This is a genomic window from Burkholderia sp. BC1 (assembly GCF_052683555.1).
The window spans coordinates 65,792-86,857 of sequence record NZ_JBQYLP010000026.1 but is presented as its reverse complement, the minus strand read 5'-3'; the positions used below and the strand labels follow the sequence as shown (position 1 = coordinate 86,857).

Here is a 21,066-nt window from a genome sequence, read left to right as displayed (position 1 = left end):
TGGCTACGTTCAGACTTTACCGTACTGGTCAGGCTTAAACATACAAGCGCGCCGCGCGCGCCGCTTTCGCCGCGCCGACGGACATGCTGAAATACCGTCGGCGACCGGGCGCGGCCGCGAGCTCAACCTCTTTCGGGCGCGGCCGGCCGGCCGCGCCTTTTACGTCAAACCGGAGTCAGTCGTGAGTTCTCAAATCGTCATCGTCGGCGGTGGCGTGATCGGCAGCTCGATCGCCTACTTTCTGCGCGCCACCGATCCGACGGTCGCCGTGACCGTCATCGAGCGCGATCCGTCGTACGCGAAGTCGTCGTCGGCGCTGTCGGCCGCCTCGATCCGTCAGCAGTTTTCGACGCCGCTGTCGATCGAGATGTCGCTGTTCGGGATCGAGTTTCTGCGCACGCTCGGCGAGCGGCTCGAAGTGGACGGCAACCGGCCGTCGATCGACCTGCACGAAGGCGGCTACCTGTTTCTCGCGACGCCGGCCGGCGATGCGACGCTGCGCGAGAACCATGCGCTGCAGACGCGCCTCGGCGCCGATATCCGGCTGATGGACCGCGACGCGTTGCGCGCGAAATTCCCCTGGCTGAACGTCGACGATCTCGTGTCGGGCTCGTACGGCGCCAGCGGCGAAGGCTGGTTCGACGGCTACGGGCTCGTCCAGGCGCTGCGCAAGAAGGCGCAGGCGCTCGGCGCGCGCTATGTCGCGTCCGACGTGACGGACGTCGTGCGTGACGGCCGCAGGATCACGCACGTCGTCACGAAGGACGGCGAGCGCTACGCGTGCGACACGCTGGTCAATGCGGCCGGCGCGTGGACGCGTGCGCTGTCCGCGATGATGGGGATCGACATCCCAGTGTACGCGCGGCGCCGCAGCATCTTCAACGTATCGTCGCCGGCGAAGCTTGCCGACTGCCCGCTGCTGATCGATCCGACCGGCGTGTATTTCCGGCCGGAAGGGCGCACGTATATCTGCGGCACGTCGCCGAGCGCGGACAACGATCCGGACGATCTGCCGCTCGACGAGGTCGATCACGCGCTGTTCGACGATGTGATCTGGCCGACGCTGGCGCATCGCGTGCCCGAGTTCGAGGCGTTGCGCGTCGAGAACTGCTGGTCCGGCTATTACGAATACAACGTCTTCGATCACAACGCGATCATCGGCTATCACCCGGATCTGGACAACGTCGTGTTCGCGAACGGCTACAGCGGCCACGGCCTGCAGCAGGGGCCGGCGACCGGCCGCGGCGTCAGCGAACTGATTCTCGGCGGCCGCTATGCGACGCTCGACCTGTCGCCGCTCGGCTGGTCGCGCGTGCTCGAAAACCGGCCGATCGTCGAAAAGAACGTCGTGTAGCGCGGCGGGAACGCCCGGTGTGGCGGGCGGGATTCTCCTTGCTTCTACCCATTGGCCCGACTGTGTCGGGCTTTTTTTCTGTGGGTGCGCGGGGAGTGGGGCGCGGGGAGGCGGTGGGCGACGTTCGCCGCTGTCGTTCCGCTATTCGACGGCCGCCGGCGCACAGCCGAGCTCGGACGCCAGCTCGTCGAGCTCGAGACAGTGCGTGCGATCGTGATCGAGCAGTTCGCGCACGAGCTCGTCGAGGGTCATGCGGCGCACGCCGTCGCGCAGCCCGCAGCGCGCGAGTTCGTCGGGCGGGAGCTTGCTCAGTGCGGCGCAAAGCCGCTTGCGCGAGCGCGCGAATGCCGCCTGCGCGTCGCGCAGATCCTGTTCGAGATAGTTGAGCCGTTCCGCGAGCGCCGTGCCGTCCACCGACTCGAGAACCGGTAACGCGGTCGTTCGGACCGCGTCGATTCTTCGCGCGAACACGACGTCCAGATCGCGCAGATGGCACACGTGCTCGACAAGAGCGAAGCCGGTGCCGTCCGGTCGCGTCGTCCATTGCGCGGCCGGGAACCGCGCGACGCATTCGGCCAGCGTGTCCGGCATGCGCGCGAGTGCCTCGACCACCTTGTCGAACGACAACGCGATCGGCCGCGGGCTGAACACCGCGCCGTACGTGAATAGCGGCCCGCCGATCCGACCGCGTGCCTGGACCAGTTCATGACCGTGACGCCGCATCACGTCGGCGACCATCGCGCCGCAGAACTGCCGCGCCGTCGTATCCGCTTCGATTTCGGGAAATTTCTGCGCGACCTCGTCGGCGATCGCGGCGATGGCCGCGACGCCGGCGCGGGACAGCGCCGCGAACTCGATATAACGCGTCGGCGAGTCGATCAGTGCCTCCAGTTGCGTGCCGACGGGGGTCGCCCGAAAGCGGTCGAAGCGTGAGTGCATGGCGGTAAGGTATCGAAACGTAACGTTTCAAAACGATACGTTAAAGTTCTGAAGCCGTCAACCGCGCGAGCGGTTCGCATCGGACCGCTGCGGCGTTCGCGACAGGCCGCCGGTTGTCCGCCGGAGAGGCGCCGCCTGCGCGAAAGGACGATTCACGTATCGCAATACAGGCGCCGCCACCCGCTCCGCCCCCATTCCGCCAACCCCCGCAACGACCCATTGCGCCCGACGCCGTTTCCGACGGCTTTCAACTCTTATATAAGACATAAGACATTTGACGCTCCCCATCATTGCGATTAGAATCGGCGTCGATGCAGTGCCCGGAACAGCCTCGGAGCGCCTGAAAAGCCTTCCCCTGAAACGCAACATCAGCAGGTCCCCCCATGCTTGAAAACTTTCGTGCTCACGTGGCCGCCCGCGCCGCGCTCGGTATTCCCCCCCTGCCGCTGACGGCCCAGCAAACCGCCGAACTGGTGGAACTGCTGACGAACCCGCCGGCCGGCGAAGAGCAGACGCTGCTCGATCTGATCACCCATCGCGTGCCGGCAGGCGTCGACGAAGCGGCGCGCGTGAAGGCCGGCTTCCTCGCGGCCGTCGCGAAGGGCGAGACCGCTTGCCCGCTGATCTCGCGTGCGCGTGCGACCGAACTGCTCGGCACGATGCTCGGCGGCTACAACATTCAGCCGCTGATCGAGCTGCTGTCCGACGCCGAAGTCGGCGCGGTCGCCGCCGATGCCCTGAAGAAAACGCTGCTGATGTTCGACCAGTTCCACGACGTGAAGGAACTCGCCGACAAGGGCAACGCGAACGCGAAGGCCGTGATGCAGAGCTGGGCCGACGCCGAATGGTTCACGAGCCGTCCGGAAGTGCCGGAAAGCCTCACGGTCACCGTGTTCAAGGTGCCGGGCGAAACCAACACCGACGATCTGTCGCCGGCGCCGGACGCCACCACGCGCCCGGACATCCCGCTGCACGCGCTCGCGATGCTGAAGAACGCGCGTCCCGGCATCACGCCGGAAGAAGACGGCAAGCGCGGCCCGGTCAAATTCATCGAATCGCTGAAGGAAAAGGGCCATCTCGTCGCGTACGTCGGCGACGTGGTCGGCACGGGTTCGTCGCGCAAGTCGGCCACCAACTCGGTGCTGTGGTTCACCGGCCAGGACATTCCGTACGTGCCGAACAAGCGCTTCGGCGGCGTGTGCCTCGGCGGCAAGATCGCGCCGATCTTCTACAACACGATGGAAGACGCCGGCGCGCTGCCGATCGAGCTCGACGTGTCGAAGATGGAAATGGGCGACGTCATCGAGCTGCGTCCGTACGAAGGCAAGGCGCTGAAGAACGGCGAAGTGATCGCCGAATTCCAGGTCAAGTCCGACGTGCTGTTCGATGAAGTGCGCGCAGGCGGCCGCATTCCGCTGATCATCGGCCGCGGCCTCACGGCGAAGGCGCGCGAAGCGCTCGGTCTGCCGCCGTCGACGCTGTTCCGTCTGCCGCATCAGCCGGCCGACAGCGGCAAGGGCTTCACGCTCGCGCAGAAGATGGTCGGCCGCGCATGCGGTCTGCCGGAAGGCAAGGGCGTGCGTCCGGGCACGTACTGCGAACCGAAGATGACCTCGGTCGGCTCGCAGGACACGACGGGCCCGATGACGCGCGACGAGCTGAAGGATCTCGCGTGCCTCGGCTTCTCGGCCGATCTCGTGATGCAGTCGTTCTGCCACACGGCCGCCTATCCGAAGCCGGTCGACGTGAAGACGCACCAGACGCTGCCGAACTTCATCAGCACGCGCGGCGGCATCTCGCTGCGCCCGGGCGACGGCGTGATCCACTCGTGGCTGAACCGCATGCTGCTGCCCGACACCGTCGGCACCGGCGGCGACTCGCACACGCGCTTCCCGATCGGCATCAGCTTCCCGGCAGGTTCGGGCCTCGTCGCGTTCGCGGCGGCCACCGGCACGATGCCGCTCGACATGCCGGAATCGGTGCTGGTCCGCTTCAAGGGCAAGATGCAGCCGGGCGTGACGCTGCGCGATCTGGTCAACGCGATTCCGCTGTATGCGATCAAGCAGGGCATGCTGACGGTCGCGAAGCAGGGCAAGAAGAACATCTTCTCGGGCCGCATTCTCGAGATCGAAGGCCTGCCGGACCTGAAGGTCGAACAGGCGTTCGAACTGTCGGATGCGTCGGCCGAGCGTTCGGCGGCCGGTTGCACGGTGCGTCTGAACAAGGAACCGATCATCGAGTACCTGAACAGCAACATCACGCTGCTGAAGTGGATGATCGCGCAGGGCTATCAGGATGCGCGCAGCCTGCAGCGCCGGATCGCGGCGATGGAGCAGTGGCTCGCCGATCCGAAGCTGCTCGAGCCGGACGCGGACGCCGAATACGCCGCCGTGATCGAGATCGACCTCGCGGACATCCACGAGCCGATCGTCGCCTGCCCGAACGATCCGGACGACGTGAAGACGCTGTCCGACGTCGCCGGCGCGAAGATCGACGAAGTGTTCATCGGTTCGTGCATGACCAACATCGGCCACTTCCGTGCGGCATCGAAGCTGCTCGAAGGCAAGCGCGACATTCCGGTCAAGCTGTGGGTCGCACCGCCGACCAAGATGGACCAGAAGCAGCTGACCGAGGAAGGTCACTACGGCGTGTTCGGCACGGCCGGCGCGCGCACCGAAATGCCGGGCTGCTCGCTCTGCATGGGCAACCAGGCGCAGGTGCGCGAAGGCGCGACGGTCATGTCGACGTCGACTCGCAACTTCCCGAACCGTCTCGGCAAGAACACGAACGTGTATCTCGGCTCGGCGGAACTGGCGGCGATCTGCTCGCGACTCGGCCGGATCCCGACGAAGGAGGAGTACATGGCCGACATCGGCGTGATCAACGCGAACGGCGACAAGATCTACAAGTACATGAACTTCGACCAGATCGAAGACTTCAAGGAAGTCGCCGACACCGTGCAGGTCTAAGCACGCAGTCGGGCTGCGGCGATGCAGGTTCGCCGCAGCGTCCGCGACAGGGCGCCGCCAGGGAAACCGGGCGGCGCCTTCTTTTTTGCGAGGCGTCGACGGAATGCCGTGTCGCCGCGCGGGGCGCGGAAGGCGCGCGGCAGCGCAGATCCACCGACGCGGATCGCGAAGCGCTTCGACGATCGACGGCAGCGCCCGCGGCCGCACCGCGTTTCCGAACGCAGCGCCACAGCGCCACCGCGACGTGATGACCAAAGCGCAAGACCTAGTGCATAGATATCGTTTGCGGCGGCCTTAATGACTGTCGACAATCGTGGCTCGAATTCGCCGTCCGCGGCGCGCGCCGCGCCGGCCGGCCCGCGGCGGCCATCCCGGCCGTTCGCCGCCATTGAGCCCACGACGACATGTACGCGTTCACTCCCTCGTTTCAGCATCCCGCCGGCTCGCCGATTCGCGAGCTGTTCAAGTATCTCGCCGAGCCGGGGATGATCTCCTTCGCGGGCGGCTATCCGGCCAGCGACCTGTTCGATACGGACGGCCTCGCCGCGGCCGCCGCACGTGCGTATGCGCAGCCGGTGCGCTGCCTGCAGTACGGGCCGACCGACGGGCTCGCCGAACTCAAGCAGCAGCTGATCGCACTGATGGCGCGGCGCGGTGTCGCCTGCACGCCGGCCGAATTGCTCGTCACGACCGGCTCGCAGCAGGGGCTCGACCTGCTGCTGCGCGTGCTGGTGTCGCCGGGCGACGTCGTGCTGACCGAACAGCCGGCCTATCCGGCGACGCTGCAGGCCATGCGTCTGCAGCAGGCGCATATCGTCACGATTCCGGTCGACGGTGCAGGCGTCGAAGTCGACCGGCTCGCGGCGCGGCTCGCCGACGGCACGATCGCGCAGCCGAAGCTGCTCTATACGGTGCCGACCTTCGCGAATCCGACGGGCGCGACGCTCACGCGCGAGCGTCGCCTGAAGCTGCTGCGCCTCGCCGTGCAGTACCGGTTCCTGATCGTCGAAGACGACCCGTACGGCGACCTGCGTTTTGCCGGCGAAGCGGTGCCGTCGATGCTCGCGCTCGCCGCCGAAGTCGACGGCGCGCGCGACTGGATCGTGCATTTCGCGAGCCTGTCGAAGATCGTCGCGCCGGGGCTGCGTGTCGGCTGGACGATTGCGCCGCCCGAAATCGCGCGGCGCTGCGTGATCGCGAAGCAGACGGTCGACCTCTGCAGCACGCCGTGGACGCAGGCGAGCGCCGCCGAGTATCTCGCGGACGGCGCGCTCGAACGTCATCTGCCGCGCATCGCCGCCGCATATCGGCGCAAGTGCGACGCGATGTGCGATGCGCTGCGCGACGGTTTCGGCGACGCGATCGAATTCCACCGGCCCGAAGGCGGGATGTTCGTCTGGGCGCGGCTCGGTGCGGTATCGTCGGCGGCGCTGCTGCAGCAGGCGATCGCGAACAAGGTCGTGTTCGTGCCGGGCAACGCGTTCTTCGCGGACAACCCGGACGACGCATCGCTGCGCCTGTCGTTCGCCGCGCCGGACGTCGAGGCGATCCGGGAAGGTGTCGCGCGTCTCGCGCGCGCCTATCGCGCGGCGCTGGCCGCTTGAGGAGAACAGCATGAACATCATCGTCGACGATACCGCCACCGCCAGCATGCGCCATGCGTCCGGCATGCGCCCTGCCGAGCATCGCTCGTCGCAGATCAGCGCGGGCCCGCAATACGTCGCCGACGTGCTCGGCCGTTTCGGCGCCGAATCAGCCGAATCAGCCGACGCGGCCGACGCGGGCGACGCTGCGCCGGCCGTGCTCGGCTACAACTGACACGACGGCGCGGCCGCGCGTTCAGTCGCGCGGGTCCGATGCGGCCGCGTCGATCATCCAGTCGCGCATCACCGCGATTGCGTCGTCGTCGCGCCGCTCGGCCGGGTACACGAGATAGAACCCGACCGACAGCGGAAACGCGAAATCGAACGGCTTGCACAGGCGTCCGGCCGCGATGTCGCGTTCGACGAGCGGATCGGTCGCGAGCGCGATGCCTTGTCCGGCGATGGCCGCATCGATCGCGAGCGACGTCTGGTTGAAGCGCAGCCCTTTGTGCGGATCGACGTCGACGGGCTCGGGCAGCGCCGCGATGAACGCGGGCCACAAGTCGTGCGCATCGTGCAGCAGCACGTGGCCGGCCAGCGCGCGCGGCGACGCAGGCGCGGCGAGCAGCGCGGGGCTGCATACCGCGCAGACGTCGAGCGGAAACAGCGCGTGCGCGGCGAGGTGCTTGCCGAAGGGTGGCTTTCCATAACGGATCGCGAGATCGACGCCGTCGTGACGGAACGTCGCGAGCTGCTGATCGGCGATCACGCGTACGTCGATATCCGGATGCGCGTCGGTGAACTGCGCGAGCCGCGGGATCAGCCACTTCGACGCGAACGACGGCGTCGTGCTGATCGTCAGCGTCGCGCGGCGCTTCACGAGCCGGTCGGTCGCGTCGACAATCGCATGCAGCGCGCGCTGCACGTCCGAGAAATAAGCGGCGCCGTCGTGCGTGAGCGCGAGCCCGCGCGGCAGGCGCTCGAACAGTTTCAGCCCCAGCACGTCCTCCAGATGGCGCACTTGCTGCGCAACCGCGCCCTGCGTGACGCCGATCTCGTCGGCCGCTGCGCGGAAATTCAGATGGCGCGCGGCCACTTCGAACGCGCGAAGCGCATTGAGCGGCGGCAGGCGGGACATGCGAGGCGGCATCGGATAACTGTAGAAAATCTATTGGCGGTGCACAGAAATACTGGTTCGACAGCGCTGCGCGATGCGCCTACATTACCACCGAGGCGCGCCGGCGGGCGGCTGCGCGGCGACAGCATCGTGACGAGGAGCATATCGTGACTGTAGAAAAAGTGGCGCTGATCACGGCGGCGGGCAAGGGCATGGGCGCGGCGATCGCGCGCGAACTGGCGGCGGGCGGCTATCGCGTCGCGCTGATGTCGCCGTCCGGCAGCGCGGTCGCGCTCGGCGACGAACTCGGCGGCTTCGGGATCCGCGGGTCGGTCACCGAGGAAGCCGATATCGACCGGCTCGTGCAGGACACGCTCGCGCGCTACGGCCGGATCGACGCGGTCGTGAACAACACGGGCCATCCGCCGAAGGGCGATCTGCTGTCGATCACCGACGACAACTGGCATGCGGGGCTCGACCTGATCCTGCTGAACGTCGTGCGCGTCATGCGCCGCGTGACGCCGGTGTTCCAGAAGCAGGGCGGCGGCGCGGTCGTCAATATCTCGAGCTTCGCCGCCGATGCGCCGGAGCAGCCGATGCCGGTGTCGTCGGCATTGCGCGCGGCGCTGAGCGCGTGGACGCGTCTCTATGCGGAGCGCTACGCCGCCGACAACATCCGCATGAATGCCGTGCTGCCCGGCTTCATCGACAGCTGGCCGGAAACGCCGGAGATCGTCGCGCGGATTCCTGCCGGCCGCTTCGGCAAGACGGCCGAGATCGCGAAGACGGTCGCGTTCCTGCTGTCCGACGGCGCCGGCTACATCACCGGCCAGAACATTCGCGTCGACGGCGCGATCGTGAAGGCGCTCTGAGCGCAGCGGCCGCGCCGGCTCATGCGCGAGCCGGCGTCGCGCCGATGCTCCGGAAAGCGTCGTTTCACCGCGATTTTTGAATCGCCGTGTGTCGTGCGCAAAGCCGGATACGGTGAGATACAAACCGTCCGGATCGTTCGGATATAAAACCGGTGAAGCGTCGTGCACGCCTGCCGCGGTCCCGCGGCGACGCGGCGGCGAACGACGCAGTCGACGCGTTCTCAGGACGCCGCCGACCCTTTCCCGACCGATCGACCCTGGAGAACGAGTGATGTCCGACACCGTGAACACCCGCCGCCGCCTGATCCTCGGCACGGCGCTCGCGAGCCTGAGCCTGGCCGACCTTGGATTCGGCGACTTCGCGCATGCGCAGGGCGCACCCGAGGCACCGGCGCAGCCGCGTGCAACGGGGGGCGCCGCGTTCGGCCCGATCCGTCAGATCGACGCCGGTTTGCTGAATGTCGGCTATGCGGACGTCGGCCCCGCAAACGGCCCCGTCGTGTTCCTGCTGCACGGCTGGCCGTACGACATCCACAGCTACGCGGAAGTCGCGCCGCTGCTCGCGGCCGCCGGGTATCGCGTGATCGTGCCGTATCTGCGCGGTTACGGGTCGACGACGTTCCGTTCGGCCGACACGATGCGCAACGGTCAGCAGGCGGTGACGGCCGTCGACATCGTCGCGCTGATGGACGCGCTGAAGATCGACCGTGCGGTGTTCGGCGGCTACGACTGGGGCGCGCGCACGGCCGACATCATCGCTGCGCTGTGGCCGCAGCGCGTGAAGGCGCTCGTCTCGGTGAGCGGCTACCTGATCGGCAGTCAGGAAGCGAACCGCAAGCCCTTGCCGCCGCAGGCCGAACTGCAGTGGTGGTATCAGTTCTACTTCGCGACCGAGCGCGGCGCGCAGGGCTACGCGGCGAACTGCGATGCGTTCAACAAGCTGATCTGGCAGCTCGCCTCGCCGAAGTGGGCCTTCTCCGACGACACGTTCGCGCGCAGCGCCGCATCGTTCCGGAATCCCGATCATGTGGCCGTCGTGATTCACAACTATCGCTGGCGGCTCGGCCTCGCGAACGGCGAGGCGCAATACGACGAGATCGAGCGGCGGCTCGCGGCAGCGCCCGCGATTGCCGTGCCGACGATCACGATGGAAGGCGACGCGAACGGCGCACCGCATCCCGCGCCGGCCGCCTATGCGAAGAAGTTCACCGCCAAGTATCAGCATCGGACGATCACCGGCGGCATCGGCCACAACCTGCCGCAGGAAGCGCCGCAGGCGTTCGCCGATGCAATCCTGCACGTGGAGCGCCTGTGATGCGCACGGCAGCAGGCACGTCGCGGCGCATCCGCGCGATCGTCGCGCGGATGCTGATCGCGGCCGCGTGGGCCGCGAGCGCGTCGGTGGCGTGCGCGGAGCAGGCCGTCCCGTCGAAACCGGCCGCGTCGCCGATCTACGGCGTGACGATTCCGCCCGGCTATCGCAAATGGGAAATGGTCGCGCCGGCCGAGGAAGCGGCGCCGCTCGACGAGTTGCGCGTCGTGCTCGGCAACCCGGTTGCAATCCGTGCGCTCGAACAAGCGACGCTACCGTTTCCGGACAGCACGATCCTCGTGAAACTCGCCTACAAACGCAAGCAGTCCGACGAGTTCGCGCCCGCGACGGTGCCCGGCCAGGCGACGACCGTGCAGGTGATGGTGAAGGATTCGCGCCGCTATGCATCGACGGGCGGCTGGGGTTTCGGACGCTTCGTCAACGGCGTGCCGGCCGACATCGGCCAGCACCAGACGTGCTTTGCGTGCCATCAGGCACGCGTGAAGCATCACGATTACGTGTTCACGCGGCTCGCGCCCTGACGCGATTCGATGTGAGCAGTCTCGTGTGACGGCGCGTGCTGCGCGCGGCACGTTGTTTTCATTGCGTTGCGACGGCGCGCCGCGAGCGAGCCGCTCGCGAGCTGCCGCCGCATCGCGCGGCGCGCACCGTCGCGGAACGCGCGCCGCGCCGTGGTGCGCCGCACGTCACCGCCCCGCCAGCATCTTCCCCCCGAGCCCCATCAGCAGCACGCCGGCCGTCGTATCGAGCACGGCCTTGCGCCGGATCAGCAGCCCGCGCACCGTCGGATGCGACGCGAGCAGCGCCATCGCGCCGTACCACGCGCCCGAGATCGCAATCGAGATGCCGACGACGGCCGGTGCGAACCACGCCGGCGCGTGCGCGGGCACCATCAGCGCAAACACGCTCCCGTAGAACGCGACGGCCTTCGGATTCGTCATGCTGACCACGTAGCCGTTGCGCGCGGCGCGCCAGCCCGAGCGGCCGGACTCGGTCGACAGGGCGAGCGGGCGCCGCGCGGTCGCGATCATCTTCGCGCCGAGCCACAGCAGATAGGTTGCGCCCGCGATCCGCAGCGCGGTATGCACCCACGCGACATGCGTGACGAGCAGGCTCAGCCCCGCGATCGCGATTGCCGCCCACGTGCCGGACGCGGCCGCGAGGCCGACGCTCGTCATCACGCCCGCGCGGCGCGATGCGACCGCCGTCGACGTGACGATCACGAAGTTCGGTCCGGGGCTGACGACGCTCAGCAGCAGCACGCCGGCGAGCGGCAGCAACAGGTGGAGATGGGCAGGCATCGGAACTCCTCGGCGGACGCGGGAAAGGCTTCCATCTTAACCGTTCGGTGGCGCGTCAGATCAGCAGCGACACGGTCTTGAACAGCGCGAGGTCTTCCTTGCGCGCCGACCGCGCATGCCGCCGGATCACGTGCAGCAGGCAGTCGATGAAGCAGCGCGCGGCCTCGCTGAGCGTACTGCTGCGGCGCGTGACGACGCCGAGCTCGCGCGGCTCGAAGGTCTCCTTCAGCGACAGCGCGCGCATCCGTTCGCCGAACGACGGCACCGCGGCGAGGATCGTCGGGCACCACGTGCACATGTCGGCCTGCTCGAGCATCGTCTGCAGCATCGACACCGACTGCGCGCGCACGATGCGCCGCTCGTCGATGCGCGCGCCGTGCCGCGTGAACAGATAGTCGACGAGCGCCGTCTGACCGTCGGCGGTCGAATTGAGCACCCAGTCGTCGTCGAGCAGATCGTGGATCGAGCGCGCGCGCTCGCGCGGATGCCCGGCGCGCACCATCACCGCCGTCTCGTAGCGCAGCATCGGTTCGAATGCGAATTCCTGCGCGCCGCTGCCGGGATGGACGTGGCCGAGTGCGAAATCCATGCTGCCGTCGCGCAGCAGCGGCTGTGCGACGGCCATCAGCGCTTCGTAGAGTTCGAGACGCACGTCCGGCATCCGCTCGCGAAAACGCAGCACCGTCTCCGCGAGAAACGTCAGCGTGAGCCACGGCGTCACGCCGATGCTCAGCCGCCCGTCGACGCGGCCGCGCATCCGCGCGAGATCGTCGTGCGCCTGCTCGAGCTGTTTCAGCACGAGTTTCGCGTGCGTGAGGAGCGCCTTGCCGTACTCGGTGAAGCCGATCCCTTCCGGCGCGCGCACGAGCAGCGGCAGCCGCTCGGCGGCCTCCAGCTCGCGCAGCGCGCGCGTGACCGCGGCCTGCGACAAGCCGAGCGTGCGCGCCGCGCCGCGGATGCTGCCGGCCTCGGCGCTCGCGACGAGCGCCTGCAACTGATGCAGTTTCATGGTCCGACACCCGATACCCGACAACGAAAGGTTGTCATCATAACGAAACCGCGGCTGTTCGCCGGGATTTTCGCTGCATACGATCGCGCCACGATCTGCCATTCCGGCGATCGGCAACGACACGGCATCGAGGAGTATCCAGGGTGAATCCAGCACGCATTCCACCGGAAATGGCGGCGATCGAGGCGGAGATGATCGCGCTGCGCCGCCGGCTGCACGCACATCCGGAGCTCGGCTTCGAAGAGCATGCGACGAGCGACCTCGTCGCGACGTGCCTGACAACGTGGGGTTATCGCGTGACGCGCGGGCTCGGCGGCACGGGCGTGGTCGGCACGCTCGTGCGCGGCGACGGGAAGCGGCTCGGCCTGCGCGCGGACATGGACGCGCTGCCGATCGTCGAGACGACCGGGCTGCCGCATGCGAGCCGGCACGACGGCGTGATGCACGCGTGCGGTCACGACGGCCATACGGCGATGCTGCTGGCCGCCGCGCGGTGTCTGGCGCAGCGCGCGCGTTTCACCGGCACGCTGAACCTGATCTTTCAACCGGCCGAGGAAGGGCTCGGTGGCGCGAAGCGGATGATCGACGACGGGCTGTTCGAGCAGTTTCCGTGCGATGCGATCTTCGCGATGCATAACGTGCCGGGCCTGCCGACCGGCGTGCTCGGCTTCTGCGACGGCGCCGCGATGGCGTCCGCCGACGAAGTGCGCGTGCGCGTGACCGGCCGCGGCGGCCACGGCGCGGCGCCGCATACGACGGTCGATCCGGTCGTCGTCTGCGCGTCGATCGTGATGGCGCTGCAGACGGTCGTGTCGCGCAACGTGAATCCGCAGGAGCTGGCGATCGTCACGGCCGGATCGATCCATGCAGGCACCGCATCGAACGTGATTCCGTCGCACGCCGAGCTCGAGTTGAGCGTGCGCGCGCTGTCGCCGGACGTGCGCGCGCTGCTGGAGCGGCGCATCCACGAGATCGTGCACGGACAGGCCGCGAGCTACGGCGCGACGGCCCAGATCGATTACCGGCACGGCTATCCGGTGCTCGTCAATCACGCGGAGGAGACCGCGTTCGCGCGCGAGGTCGCGCGCGAATGGGGCGGCGACGGCGCCTTGATTCCGCATCTGCGACCGATCGCGGCGAGCGAGGACTTCGCGTTCATGCTGAACGCGTGCCGCGGCGCCTACCTGTCGATCGGCAACGGCGAAGGCGCGGCCGGCTGCGCGCTGCACAACTCCGGCTACGACTTCAACGACGCAAGTCTCGCGATCGGCGCGAGCTACTGGATCGCGCTCGCCGAGCGCTATCTCGCGTGACGTCGCGCACGCGCGGCAGCCGGGTCGCCGATGCGGCCGCACGATTTCGGTTCATACAAGGAGACTGGCAATGAAGAAGTGGACGATGGCGCTCGTGGCGGCGCTGGCGGCGGGCGCCGCGCATGCAGGCGACTGGACGGGCAAGGAGATTCGGCTCGCGGTCGATCCGACCTATCCGCCGCTCGAGTACAAGCTGCCGGACGGCACGTTGACCGGCTTCGGCGTCGACATCACGAATGCGCTGTGCGCGGAGCTGCATGCACGATGCGTGTGGGTCGAGTCGAGCTTCGACGGGATGATTCCGGGGCTGCTCGCACGCAAGTTCGACGTGATCGCCTCGTCGATGACGATCACGCCGAAGCGGATGCAGCAGATCGCGTTCACGAACCGGATCTCGAACGCGCCTGCGCGGCTGATCGCGCGCAAGGGTTCGCCGCTGCTGCCGACGGCCGCAGCGCTGAAGGGCAAGCGCGTCGGCGTCGAACAGGGCTCGGCGCAGGCCGACTACGCGATCGCGAACTGGCAGCCGGCCGGCGCGCAGATCGTGTCGTACCAGAACCAGGATCAGGTGTATGCCGATCTCGTGACCGGGCGCCTCGATGCCGCGTTTCAGGCGTCGATCGCGGCCAGCGACGGCTTCCTGAAAAAGCCGCAGGGCAAGGACTTCGCGTTCGTCGGCGCACCGATCGAGGACACGAAGTACTTCGGCCAAGGCGACGGGCTCGGGCTGCGCAAGCAGGACACCGACCTGCGCGAAGCGTTCAACCGCGCGCTCGCGACGATTCTCGCGAACGGCACGTATCAGCGGATCAACCGCAAGTATTTCGACTTCGACATCTACGGCGCGAAGTAAACGAACGGGTGCCGCGCGGCCACGACGCGCGGCGCACCGCCACGCCGCAGACGACGCGACGCCTCGCATCGCGCGCGCTCGCATCGCGTGCGGCACAACCACACCCATAAGGAAAAAAGATGAACTGGAGATCGGCTTTCGTCGCGATTCCGGCGCTGTGCGCCGCCCCCGCCTTCGCGTTCGCACAGAGCAGCGTGACGCTGTACGGCCTCGTCGATGCGGGGATCGACTATACGAACAACGTCGGCGGTCATGCCGCATGGCAAATGGCAAGCGGCTTCGCGCAGGGCAGCCGGTGGGGGCTGAAGGGCAGCGAAGACCTCGGCGGCGGCTACCGCGCGCTGTTCCAGATCGAGAACGGCTTCAACGTGAACAGCGGCACGCTCGCGCAGGGCGGCCGGATGTTCGGCCGGCAGGCATACGTCGGGCTCGGCAGCACGCGCTTCGGCACCGTGACGCTCGGCCGCCAGTACGATTCGCTCGTCGACTATCTCGCGCCGACGACCGCGAACGGGAGCTGGGGCGTGTATCCGTTCTCGCATCCGCTCGACAACGACAACACCGGCAACACGTTCCGCGTGAACAACACCGTGAAATACGCGAGCCCCGAGTTCGCGGGCTTCTCGTTCGGCGGTACGTACAGCTTCAGCAACGATACGGGCTTTGCGCGGAACCGGCAGTGGAGCGTCGGCGCGCAGTACGAGCAGGGCGGGCTGCTGATCGGCGCGGCGTTCCTCAACGCGAACGACCCCGGCGCGAGCTCGGGCGGCGCGATCGCGGGTTCCGGTTCGGTCGGCGCCGATGCGAACTTCGCGTCCACGCGGCTGCGGATCTTCGGCGCGGGCATCAACTACACGGCCGGCCCGGCGACGGTCGGGTTCGCCTACACGAACAGCAACGTCACGCGGCCGAGCGCGAACGTCGGCTACCTGTTCGGCGACGAGACGATCCAGCCGGTGACGGGGCCGCTCGCGGGCGGGACCGTCACGTCGATCAAGTATCAGAACTTCGAAGTCAACGGCAAGTACCAGTTCACGCCCGCGTTCTTCGTCGGCGCGCAATACGTGTACACGACGGTGCGCTACGACGCGACGACGGGCAGTGCAAAGCCGAAGATCCATTCGGTCGGCTTGATGGCGGATTACAACCTGTCGAAACGCACCGACGTCTACGTGATGGGCGCATACCAGCGCGTGGCCGGCGACGCGACCGGCTCGTCGCTCGATCAAGCCTATATCCCGGGCGCGGCCGATTTGTCGTCGACGTCGAAGCAGGTCATGGTGCACGCGGGGATTCGACACAAGTTCTGACGAGCGCACGCGGCAGTCGAGCACGGGGCGGGCGGCGCGAGTCGTCCGCCCCGTTCCGTTTATCGCGTTAGTGCGCGACGCGGATCACGATCTTGCCGAAGTGCTGTCCCGACTGCAGATGCGCATAGGCGGCCGGCGCCTCGTCGAAGGCGAACACGCGATCGACGATCGGGCGGAGCTGCTTTCTGTCGAACAACTGCACGACCTCGTCGAGCATCGAGCGGCTGCCCACCATGATGCCGTGCAGCCGGCGGATGCCGCCGATCAGCGACAGCAGTCCGAGCTCGGGCCCGCCGAAGCCGCTGACGCCGCCGATCACCGACACGACGCCGCCCAGCTTGGTCGCCGCGACCGAGCGCGGCAAGGTGTCCTTGCCGCCGACTTCGACGACCAGATCGGCGCCCGCGCCGTCGGTGAGCCGCAGCACTTCGTGCTGCCAGTCGGGCGTCGCGCGATAGTTGATCGTCTCGTCGGCGCCGAGCGCGCGGGCGCGCTCGAGCTTCGCGTCGCTCGACGACGTGATGATCGTGCGCAGCCCCGCCGCGTGCGCGAGTTGCAGCGCGACGATCGATACGCCGCCGGTGCCGAGCAGCACGACGGTCGAACCGGGCGTCAGGCTGCCGTCGGCGAACAGCGCATTCCATGCGGTGACGCCGGCGCACGACAGCGTCGATGCCTCGTCGTAATCGAGATGCGCAGGGATCGCGACCAGTGCGGCTTCGTCCGTGACGAAGCGCTCGGCAAGCACGCCGTCGAACTGCGCGCCGGGCGAGCCGGCGACTTTCGGCGGCGTGGGCGGCCCGTCGATCCAGCGCGGGAAATACGTGTTGATCACGCGATCGCCGGGCTTGAAGCGCGTGACGTCGCGGCCGATTTCGACCACTTCGCCGGCGCCGTCCGCGACCGGAATCAACGGTGCGTCGCCGATGCCGACGTAGTCGCCGCGCGCGAACATCAGGTCGCGATAGTTCAGCGATACCGAGTGGATCTTCACGACGACGTCGGTCGGTCCGACCGGCCGGTGCGTCGCATCGATGCGGCGAAGCCCAGCGAGGCCGTCGCCCGGTGTCTGTTGCCATGCTTGCATGTCGACTCCTTGTTCGTGACTGTGCGGACTATCATAGTGTTGCTTGATGGGACGCATTGACGAGAATCGGGACACTGACTGTCGCCAATGTGGAAACAAATGCGCGCATCACAACGGAGTGACATTGCATGGACGAGCGGTTGAGGGGTGTCGCCGAATTCGTCGAGGTCGTGGAATCGGGCAGCTTCGCCGCGGCGGCGTTGCGCATCGGCGTCACGCGCTCGGCGGTGGCGAAGGTCGTCGCGCGGCTCGAACGCCGGCTCGGCGTGCGACTGTTGCAGCGCACGACGCGGCAGCTCAACCTGACCGACGAAGGACATCTGTACTACGAGCAATGCCGGCGGCTGCTGGCCGAACTCGGCGACACGGAAGCCGCGCTCGACGCGGGCCGTCGCGAGCCGTCCGGGCGGCTGCGCATCAGCGTGCCGGTGCTGTTCGGCAGGCAATGCGTGGCGCCCGTGATGCGGCGGCTCGTCGAGCGTCATCCGCGGCTCGAGGTCGACATGTCGTTCAGCGATCGCGTCGCCGACCTCATCGACGACGGTTTCGACATCGCGGTGCGCATCGGCGTGCTCGCGGATACGACGGCGCTGGTCGCGCGGCGGCTCGGCGTGCAGCGGATGGGCATCTGCGCGTCGCCGGCGTATCTCGACCGGCACGGTTGGCCGTCGGGGCCCGACGCACTCGCGTCGCACGTCGGCATTCCCTATGCGCGCGGCGGCCAGCCCGTGCCGTGGCGGATCATCGGCGCGGACGGCGAGGTGCGCGAGCATCGCGTGACCGGGCGCCTGCGCTACGACGACCTGCAGGCGATCGCGGAGGCCGCGGCGGCCGGCGCGGGCCTCGCATGGCTGCCGTGCTGGCTGATGGCGCCGTACCTGCGCGACGGCCGTCTCGCGCTCGTGATGGACAGCAACAGCGTGTCGGGTGCCGACGTGTCGGCGGTGCGGCCGAAGGCGCGGCACGTGCCGTCGAAGGTGCGCGTGGCGATCGACGCGCTCGTCGACGAGATTCCGCGCATGCTCGCGTCGGACGACGCTGCGCCGCCGGCGCCGACACCGGCGCGTTCGCGCGCCCGACGCGCGCGTTCCGCCGGCTGACGCGGTTGCGCCGGCGCGTATGATGGCCGCATCGTGAGCGTTTCGAACAACCCATGAGCGTGATCGGCGCGTCGGATCGCGGTGGCAAGCCCGGCTGGCTGCGGGCGGCGCCCGCGCTGTTCCTGTTGCTGTGGTCGAGCGGCTTCGTGTTCCTGAAGCTCGGCTTGCGCGATGCCGATCCGCTGACGTTTCTCGCGCTGCGCTATGCATGCGTGGTCGCGCTGCTCGCCGGGCCGTTTCTGTGGCTGCGGCCCGCATTGCCGCGCACGCGCCGCGCATGGCTGAATCTGATCGTCGTCGGCCTGTTGCTGCAGGCCGGCTATTTCTCGTTTACGTATCTGAGCCTGAAGCTCGGCATGTCGGCCGGTGCGGTCGCGCTCGTCACGTCGCAGCAGCCGATCCTCGTCGGCCTGCTCGCGCCGGCACTCGCCGGCGAGCGCGTCGGCGCGCTGCGCTGGGTCGGACTCGCGCTCGGCGCGGCCGGCGCCGTGCTCGTGATCCTCGCGCGCGGTTCGGTCGCGATCGCGTCGCCGTGGGCGCTCGCGTTCGCGCTGCTCGCGCTCGCGTGCATCACGGGCGGCACGTTATGGGAAAAGCGCTTCGGCACCGACGTCCATCCGGTCAGCGCAAACCTCGTGCAATATGCGGTCGGCCTCGCGGTGAGCGCGCCGCTCGCGTTCGCGCTCGAACCGATGCATGTGCACTGGAGTGCCGGTCTCGCCGGCTCGCTCGCGTATCTCGTGATCTGCAATTCGCTGATCGCGATCTCGCTGCTGCTCGCGATGGTGCGGCATGGCGAAGCGTCGCGCGTGTCGGCGCTGTTCTTCCTGATTCCGCCGGCCACCGCACTGATCGCGCTCGCGGTGCTCGGCGAGACGATCAGTGCGCTTGCCTGGCCCGGCATGGCGCTGGCAGCCGCCGGGCTCTATCTCGTCATGCGCTACTGAGTGCTGTGCGGGCGTGCGTGTGCACGGCGGCAATCGATATCTCACATATCGAGACGGCTTCCCGATAATTGACGCTGTTTTCGCGCGACTGCTACGGTGTATCGGACAGACAGAAGCGTCGCGCTCACGCGGCGCAACGATGCCGCGCGCCGCGCAACGCCTGCGCGCGGCAATCGACTCGATCCAGGAGACATGCCGATGACCGCTGCCGCCCCGCCGTTGCATGCCGCGACGATGCGTCGCCTGAACCTGCGGCTGATTCCGTTCCTGATGCTGCTCTATCTCGTCGCGTATATCGACCGCTCCAACATTTCGGTCGCCGCGCTGCAGATGAATGCCGATCTCGGCCTGAGCGCGGAAATGTACGGGCTCGGCGCGGGGCTGTTCTACGTGACGTACATTCTGTTCGAAGTGCCGAGCAACCTGTTCCTCGCACGGGTCGGCGCGCGCCGCTGGATCGCGCGCATCATGATCACGTGGGGCGTGATCGCGGCGGGGATGAGCGCCGTGCATACGCCCGGACAGTTGTACGCGATGCGTCTGCTGCTCGGCGCGGCCGAGGCCGGCTTTACGCCGGGCATCATCTACTACCTCTCCGCGTGGTATCCGGCGAGCGATCGCGCACGCGCGATGTCGTTCTTCTATATCGGCGCGACGCTCGCGTCGGTGATCGGGCTGCCGCTGTCCGGCGCGCTGCTGAATCTGAACGGCGTGCTCGGCGTCGAGGGCTGGCGCTGGCTGTTCCTGCTCGAAGGCGTGCCCGCGCTGCTGCTCGGCATCGTCGTGCTGCGTCGTCTGCCCGATACGCCGGCCGATGCGCGCTGGCTGCCGGCCGACGAGCGCGCGTGGCTCGAAGCGACGCTGCGCGATACCGCGCCGCGCGAGCATCTGTCGCATGGCGCCGCGCTGCGTCGTGCGTTCGGCGATCGCAACGTGTGGGCGCTCGCGGCGTTCTGGCTGCTGCAGGCGTTCGGCACGATCGGCCTCACGCTGTTTTTGCCGCTGCTCGTGAAGAGCCTGTCGGGGCAGTCGAGTTTCGCGGTGGGCAGCTTGTCCGCGTTGCCGTTCCTGTTCGCGTGCGTCGCGATGTATGCGAACGGCCGGTATTCGGATCTCGGCGGCGAGCGTGCGCTGCATCTCGGCGTGCCGATGCTGCTCGCGGGCGCGCTGCTCGTCGGCGCGATCTATGTGCATGTGCTGCCGGTCGCGTATGCACTGCTCGTGCTCGCGGTCGGCTTCAACTGGGCCGCGACGCCCGTGTTCTGGGCCGTGACGACCGAGTACGTGTCGGGGCTGACTGCGGCGGCGTCGATTGCGCTGATCAATGCCGTCGCGAATATCGCGGGGCTCGCGTTGCCGCCGGTGATGGGACGGATCAAGGACGTCACGCATTCCTACGATCTTGCGCTGCTGCTCGTCGCGGTCGCACTGCTCGTCGGCGGCGTGCTCGGGCTGCGGATCGCGTCGCGTCGGCGCGCGATGCCGATGGCCGCGCGGCGGGCGGGATAGCGCGGCGTGCTTCTGTGCCGCTTGTGGCGGCGCCGTGATGGAGCGCGCGCGACGCGTGTGCGATAAGGCGCATGCGTCGCGCGCGGCGCGTTCGCGGCGAATCGTGGTCGGCGGTGGGCCGACTATCGAATGCGCGTGATCAGACGCGCGATGCCAACGTGAGCGAGAACGCCGGTATCGGCGCGAACATCGTCGGTCGCGGGATCATGCCGAATGTCGGCAGCGCGGGTGGCGCGATCGGCGAAAACGCAAACGTCGGGAAACCGATCGGACGAATCGGCGCGATCGTGATCGACGGAATCGTGATCGACGGAATGAAGATCGGCGCAAAGGCCGCAAGCGTCGGCGGGACCGGTTTGGTGGCGATCGGTGCGGTCGGCCGTGCGGGCTGAGGCGGTTTGTTTTCCGCGATGACCGGTGCGGTCGGTGCGACGGGCTTCTCCGTAACCGGCGTAGGAACGTCGGGCTGA

At 68.0% G+C, this 21,066-nt stretch carries 19 protein-coding genes; 13 read left to right on the top strand and 6 right to left on the bottom strand.

From position 1 onward, the window contains the following. Positions 1 to 181: 181 nt before the first annotated feature. Entirely contained in the window at positions 182 to 1,354 is a 1,173-nt protein-coding gene (locus ACSHSS_RS15170) for an NAD(P)/FAD-dependent oxidoreductase (RefSeq protein WP_105842289.1), read from the top strand. A gap of 141 nt (positions 1,355 to 1,495) precedes the next feature. On the opposite strand, the gene ACSHSS_RS15165 is transcribed toward ACSHSS_RS15170, so the two are convergent. Beyond that, positions 1,496 to 2,293: a DinB family protein gene (locus ACSHSS_RS15165; RefSeq protein ID WP_155825607.1), complete on the bottom strand. Its 798-nt coding sequence runs from the start codon at positions 2,291 to 2,293 to the stop codon at positions 1,496 to 1,498. A gap of 383 nt (positions 2,294 to 2,676) precedes the next feature. On the opposite strand from ACSHSS_RS15165, the gene acnB reads away from it, so the two are divergent. From acnB to ACSHSS_RS15150, 3 genes are all read left to right on the top strand, one after another. Beyond that, positions 2,677 to 5,262 (top strand): bifunctional aconitate hydratase 2/2-methylisocitrate dehydratase, encoded by a 2,586-nt coding sequence (gene acnB, locus ACSHSS_RS15160; protein WP_006397781.1) that lies wholly within the window; start codon positions 2,677 to 2,679, stop codon positions 5,260 to 5,262. 404 nt (positions 5,263 to 5,666) lie between these two features. Beyond that, positions 5,667 to 6,866, top strand: a complete 1,200-nt coding sequence (locus ACSHSS_RS15155; RefSeq protein WP_261532437.1) for an aminotransferase-like domain-containing protein — start codon at positions 5,667 to 5,669, stop codon at positions 6,864 to 6,866. A gap of 10 nt (positions 6,867 to 6,876) precedes the next feature. Continuing rightward, positions 6,877 to 7,080 carry a hypothetical protein gene (locus tag ACSHSS_RS15150; protein WP_261532438.1) on the top strand — a complete coding sequence of 68 codons (204 nt, stop codon included), beginning with the start codon at positions 6,877 to 6,879 and terminating at the stop codon, positions 7,078 to 7,080. A 21-nt stretch (positions 7,081 to 7,101) separates the two neighbouring features. On the opposite strand, the gene gcvA is transcribed toward ACSHSS_RS15150, so the two are convergent. Continuing rightward, entirely contained in the window at positions 7,102 to 7,995 is an 894-nt protein-coding gene (gene gcvA, locus ACSHSS_RS15145; protein ID WP_261532439.1) for a transcriptional regulator GcvA, read from the bottom strand. A gap of 134 nt (positions 7,996 to 8,129) precedes the next feature. Here gcvA and ACSHSS_RS15140 point away from each other — a divergent pair, with 134 nt between their 5' ends. The 3 genes from ACSHSS_RS15140 to ACSHSS_RS15130 all read left to right on the top strand — a co-directional run bounded on the left by ACSHSS_RS15140 (position 8,130) and on the right by ACSHSS_RS15130 (position 10,688). Further along, complete coding sequence (locus tag ACSHSS_RS15140) at positions 8,130 to 8,834, top strand: SDR family oxidoreductase (protein WP_006397786.1); 705 nt, start codon at positions 8,130 to 8,132, stop codon at positions 8,832 to 8,834. A gap of 271 nt (positions 8,835 to 9,105) precedes the next feature. Continuing rightward, entirely contained in the window at positions 9,106 to 10,149 is a 1,044-nt protein-coding gene (locus ACSHSS_RS15135; RefSeq protein ID WP_261532440.1) for an alpha/beta fold hydrolase, read from the top strand. Next, positions 10,149 to 10,688 carry a cytochrome P460 family protein gene (locus ACSHSS_RS15130; protein ID WP_261532441.1) on the top strand — a complete coding sequence of 180 codons (540 nt, stop codon included), beginning with the start codon at positions 10,149 to 10,151 and terminating at the stop codon, positions 10,686 to 10,688. Before ACSHSS_RS15135 ends, ACSHSS_RS15130 begins: the two co-directional genes overlap by 1 nt. Before the next feature lie 165 nt (positions 10,689 to 10,853). Here the strand turns inward: ACSHSS_RS15130 and ACSHSS_RS15125 are convergent, their stop codons facing one another. Together ACSHSS_RS15125 and ACSHSS_RS15120 are read right to left on the bottom strand one after the other, a co-directional pair. Next, positions 10,854 to 11,468 (bottom strand): LysE family translocator, encoded by a 615-nt coding sequence (locus tag ACSHSS_RS15125; protein WP_059874383.1) that lies wholly within the window; start codon positions 11,466 to 11,468, stop codon positions 10,854 to 10,856. Between the two features lie 55 nt (positions 11,469 to 11,523). Next, entirely contained in the window at positions 11,524 to 12,477 is a 954-nt protein-coding gene (locus ACSHSS_RS15120; protein ID WP_039223006.1) for a LysR substrate-binding domain-containing protein, read from the bottom strand. A 143-nt stretch (positions 12,478 to 12,620) separates the two neighbouring features. Here ACSHSS_RS15120 and ACSHSS_RS15115 point away from each other — a divergent pair, with 143 nt between their 5' ends. The 3 genes from ACSHSS_RS15115 to ACSHSS_RS15105 all read left to right on the top strand — a co-directional run bounded on the left by ACSHSS_RS15115 (position 12,621) and on the right by ACSHSS_RS15105 (position 15,953). Further along, complete coding sequence (locus ACSHSS_RS15115) at positions 12,621 to 13,790, top strand: M20 aminoacylase family protein (protein ID WP_445545190.1); 1,170 nt, start codon at positions 12,621 to 12,623, stop codon at positions 13,788 to 13,790. A gap of 70 nt (positions 13,791 to 13,860) precedes the next feature. After that, positions 13,861 to 14,643, top strand: coding sequence for an ABC transporter substrate-binding protein (locus ACSHSS_RS15110; protein WP_060097504.1), 783 nt, complete (start codon positions 13,861 to 13,863; stop codon positions 14,641 to 14,643). Between the two features lie 119 nt (positions 14,644 to 14,762). Then, positions 14,763 to 15,953, top strand: a complete 1,191-nt coding sequence (locus ACSHSS_RS15105; protein ID WP_048804082.1) for a porin — start codon at positions 14,763 to 14,765, stop codon at positions 15,951 to 15,953. A 67-nt stretch (positions 15,954 to 16,020) separates the two neighbouring features. Here the strand turns inward: ACSHSS_RS15105 and ACSHSS_RS15100 are convergent, their stop codons facing one another. Next, positions 16,021 to 17,040: a zinc-dependent alcohol dehydrogenase family protein gene (locus ACSHSS_RS15100; RefSeq protein WP_445545189.1), complete on the bottom strand. Its 1,020-nt coding sequence runs from the start codon at positions 17,038 to 17,040 to the stop codon at positions 16,021 to 16,023. 128 nt (positions 17,041 to 17,168) lie between these two features. On the opposite strand from ACSHSS_RS15100, the gene ACSHSS_RS15095 reads away from it, so the two are divergent. The 3 genes from ACSHSS_RS15095 to ACSHSS_RS15085 all read left to right on the top strand — a co-directional run bounded on the left by ACSHSS_RS15095 (position 17,169) and on the right by ACSHSS_RS15085 (position 20,596). Next, positions 17,169 to 18,140, top strand: coding sequence for a LysR substrate-binding domain-containing protein (locus ACSHSS_RS15095; RefSeq protein ID WP_048804080.1), 972 nt, complete (start codon positions 17,169 to 17,171; stop codon positions 18,138 to 18,140). Between the two features lie 53 nt (positions 18,141 to 18,193). After that, the gene (locus tag ACSHSS_RS15090) at positions 18,194 to 19,087 is read left to right on the top strand and encodes a DMT family transporter (protein WP_445545188.1); all 894 of its coding nucleotides are present in this window, start codon (positions 18,194 to 18,196) and stop codon (positions 19,085 to 19,087) included. 198 nt (positions 19,088 to 19,285) lie between these two features. Next, on the top strand, positions 19,286 to 20,596 hold the full coding sequence (locus ACSHSS_RS15085; protein ID WP_445545187.1) for an MFS transporter: 1,311 nt from the start codon (positions 19,286 to 19,288) through the stop codon (positions 20,594 to 20,596). Between the two features lie 122 nt (positions 20,597 to 20,718). Here ACSHSS_RS15085 and ACSHSS_RS15080 read toward each other — a convergent pair. Continuing rightward, positions 20,719 to 21,066: hypothetical protein (locus ACSHSS_RS15080; RefSeq protein ID WP_445545186.1), on the bottom strand; the 348-nt coding region annotated here is incomplete at its 5' end.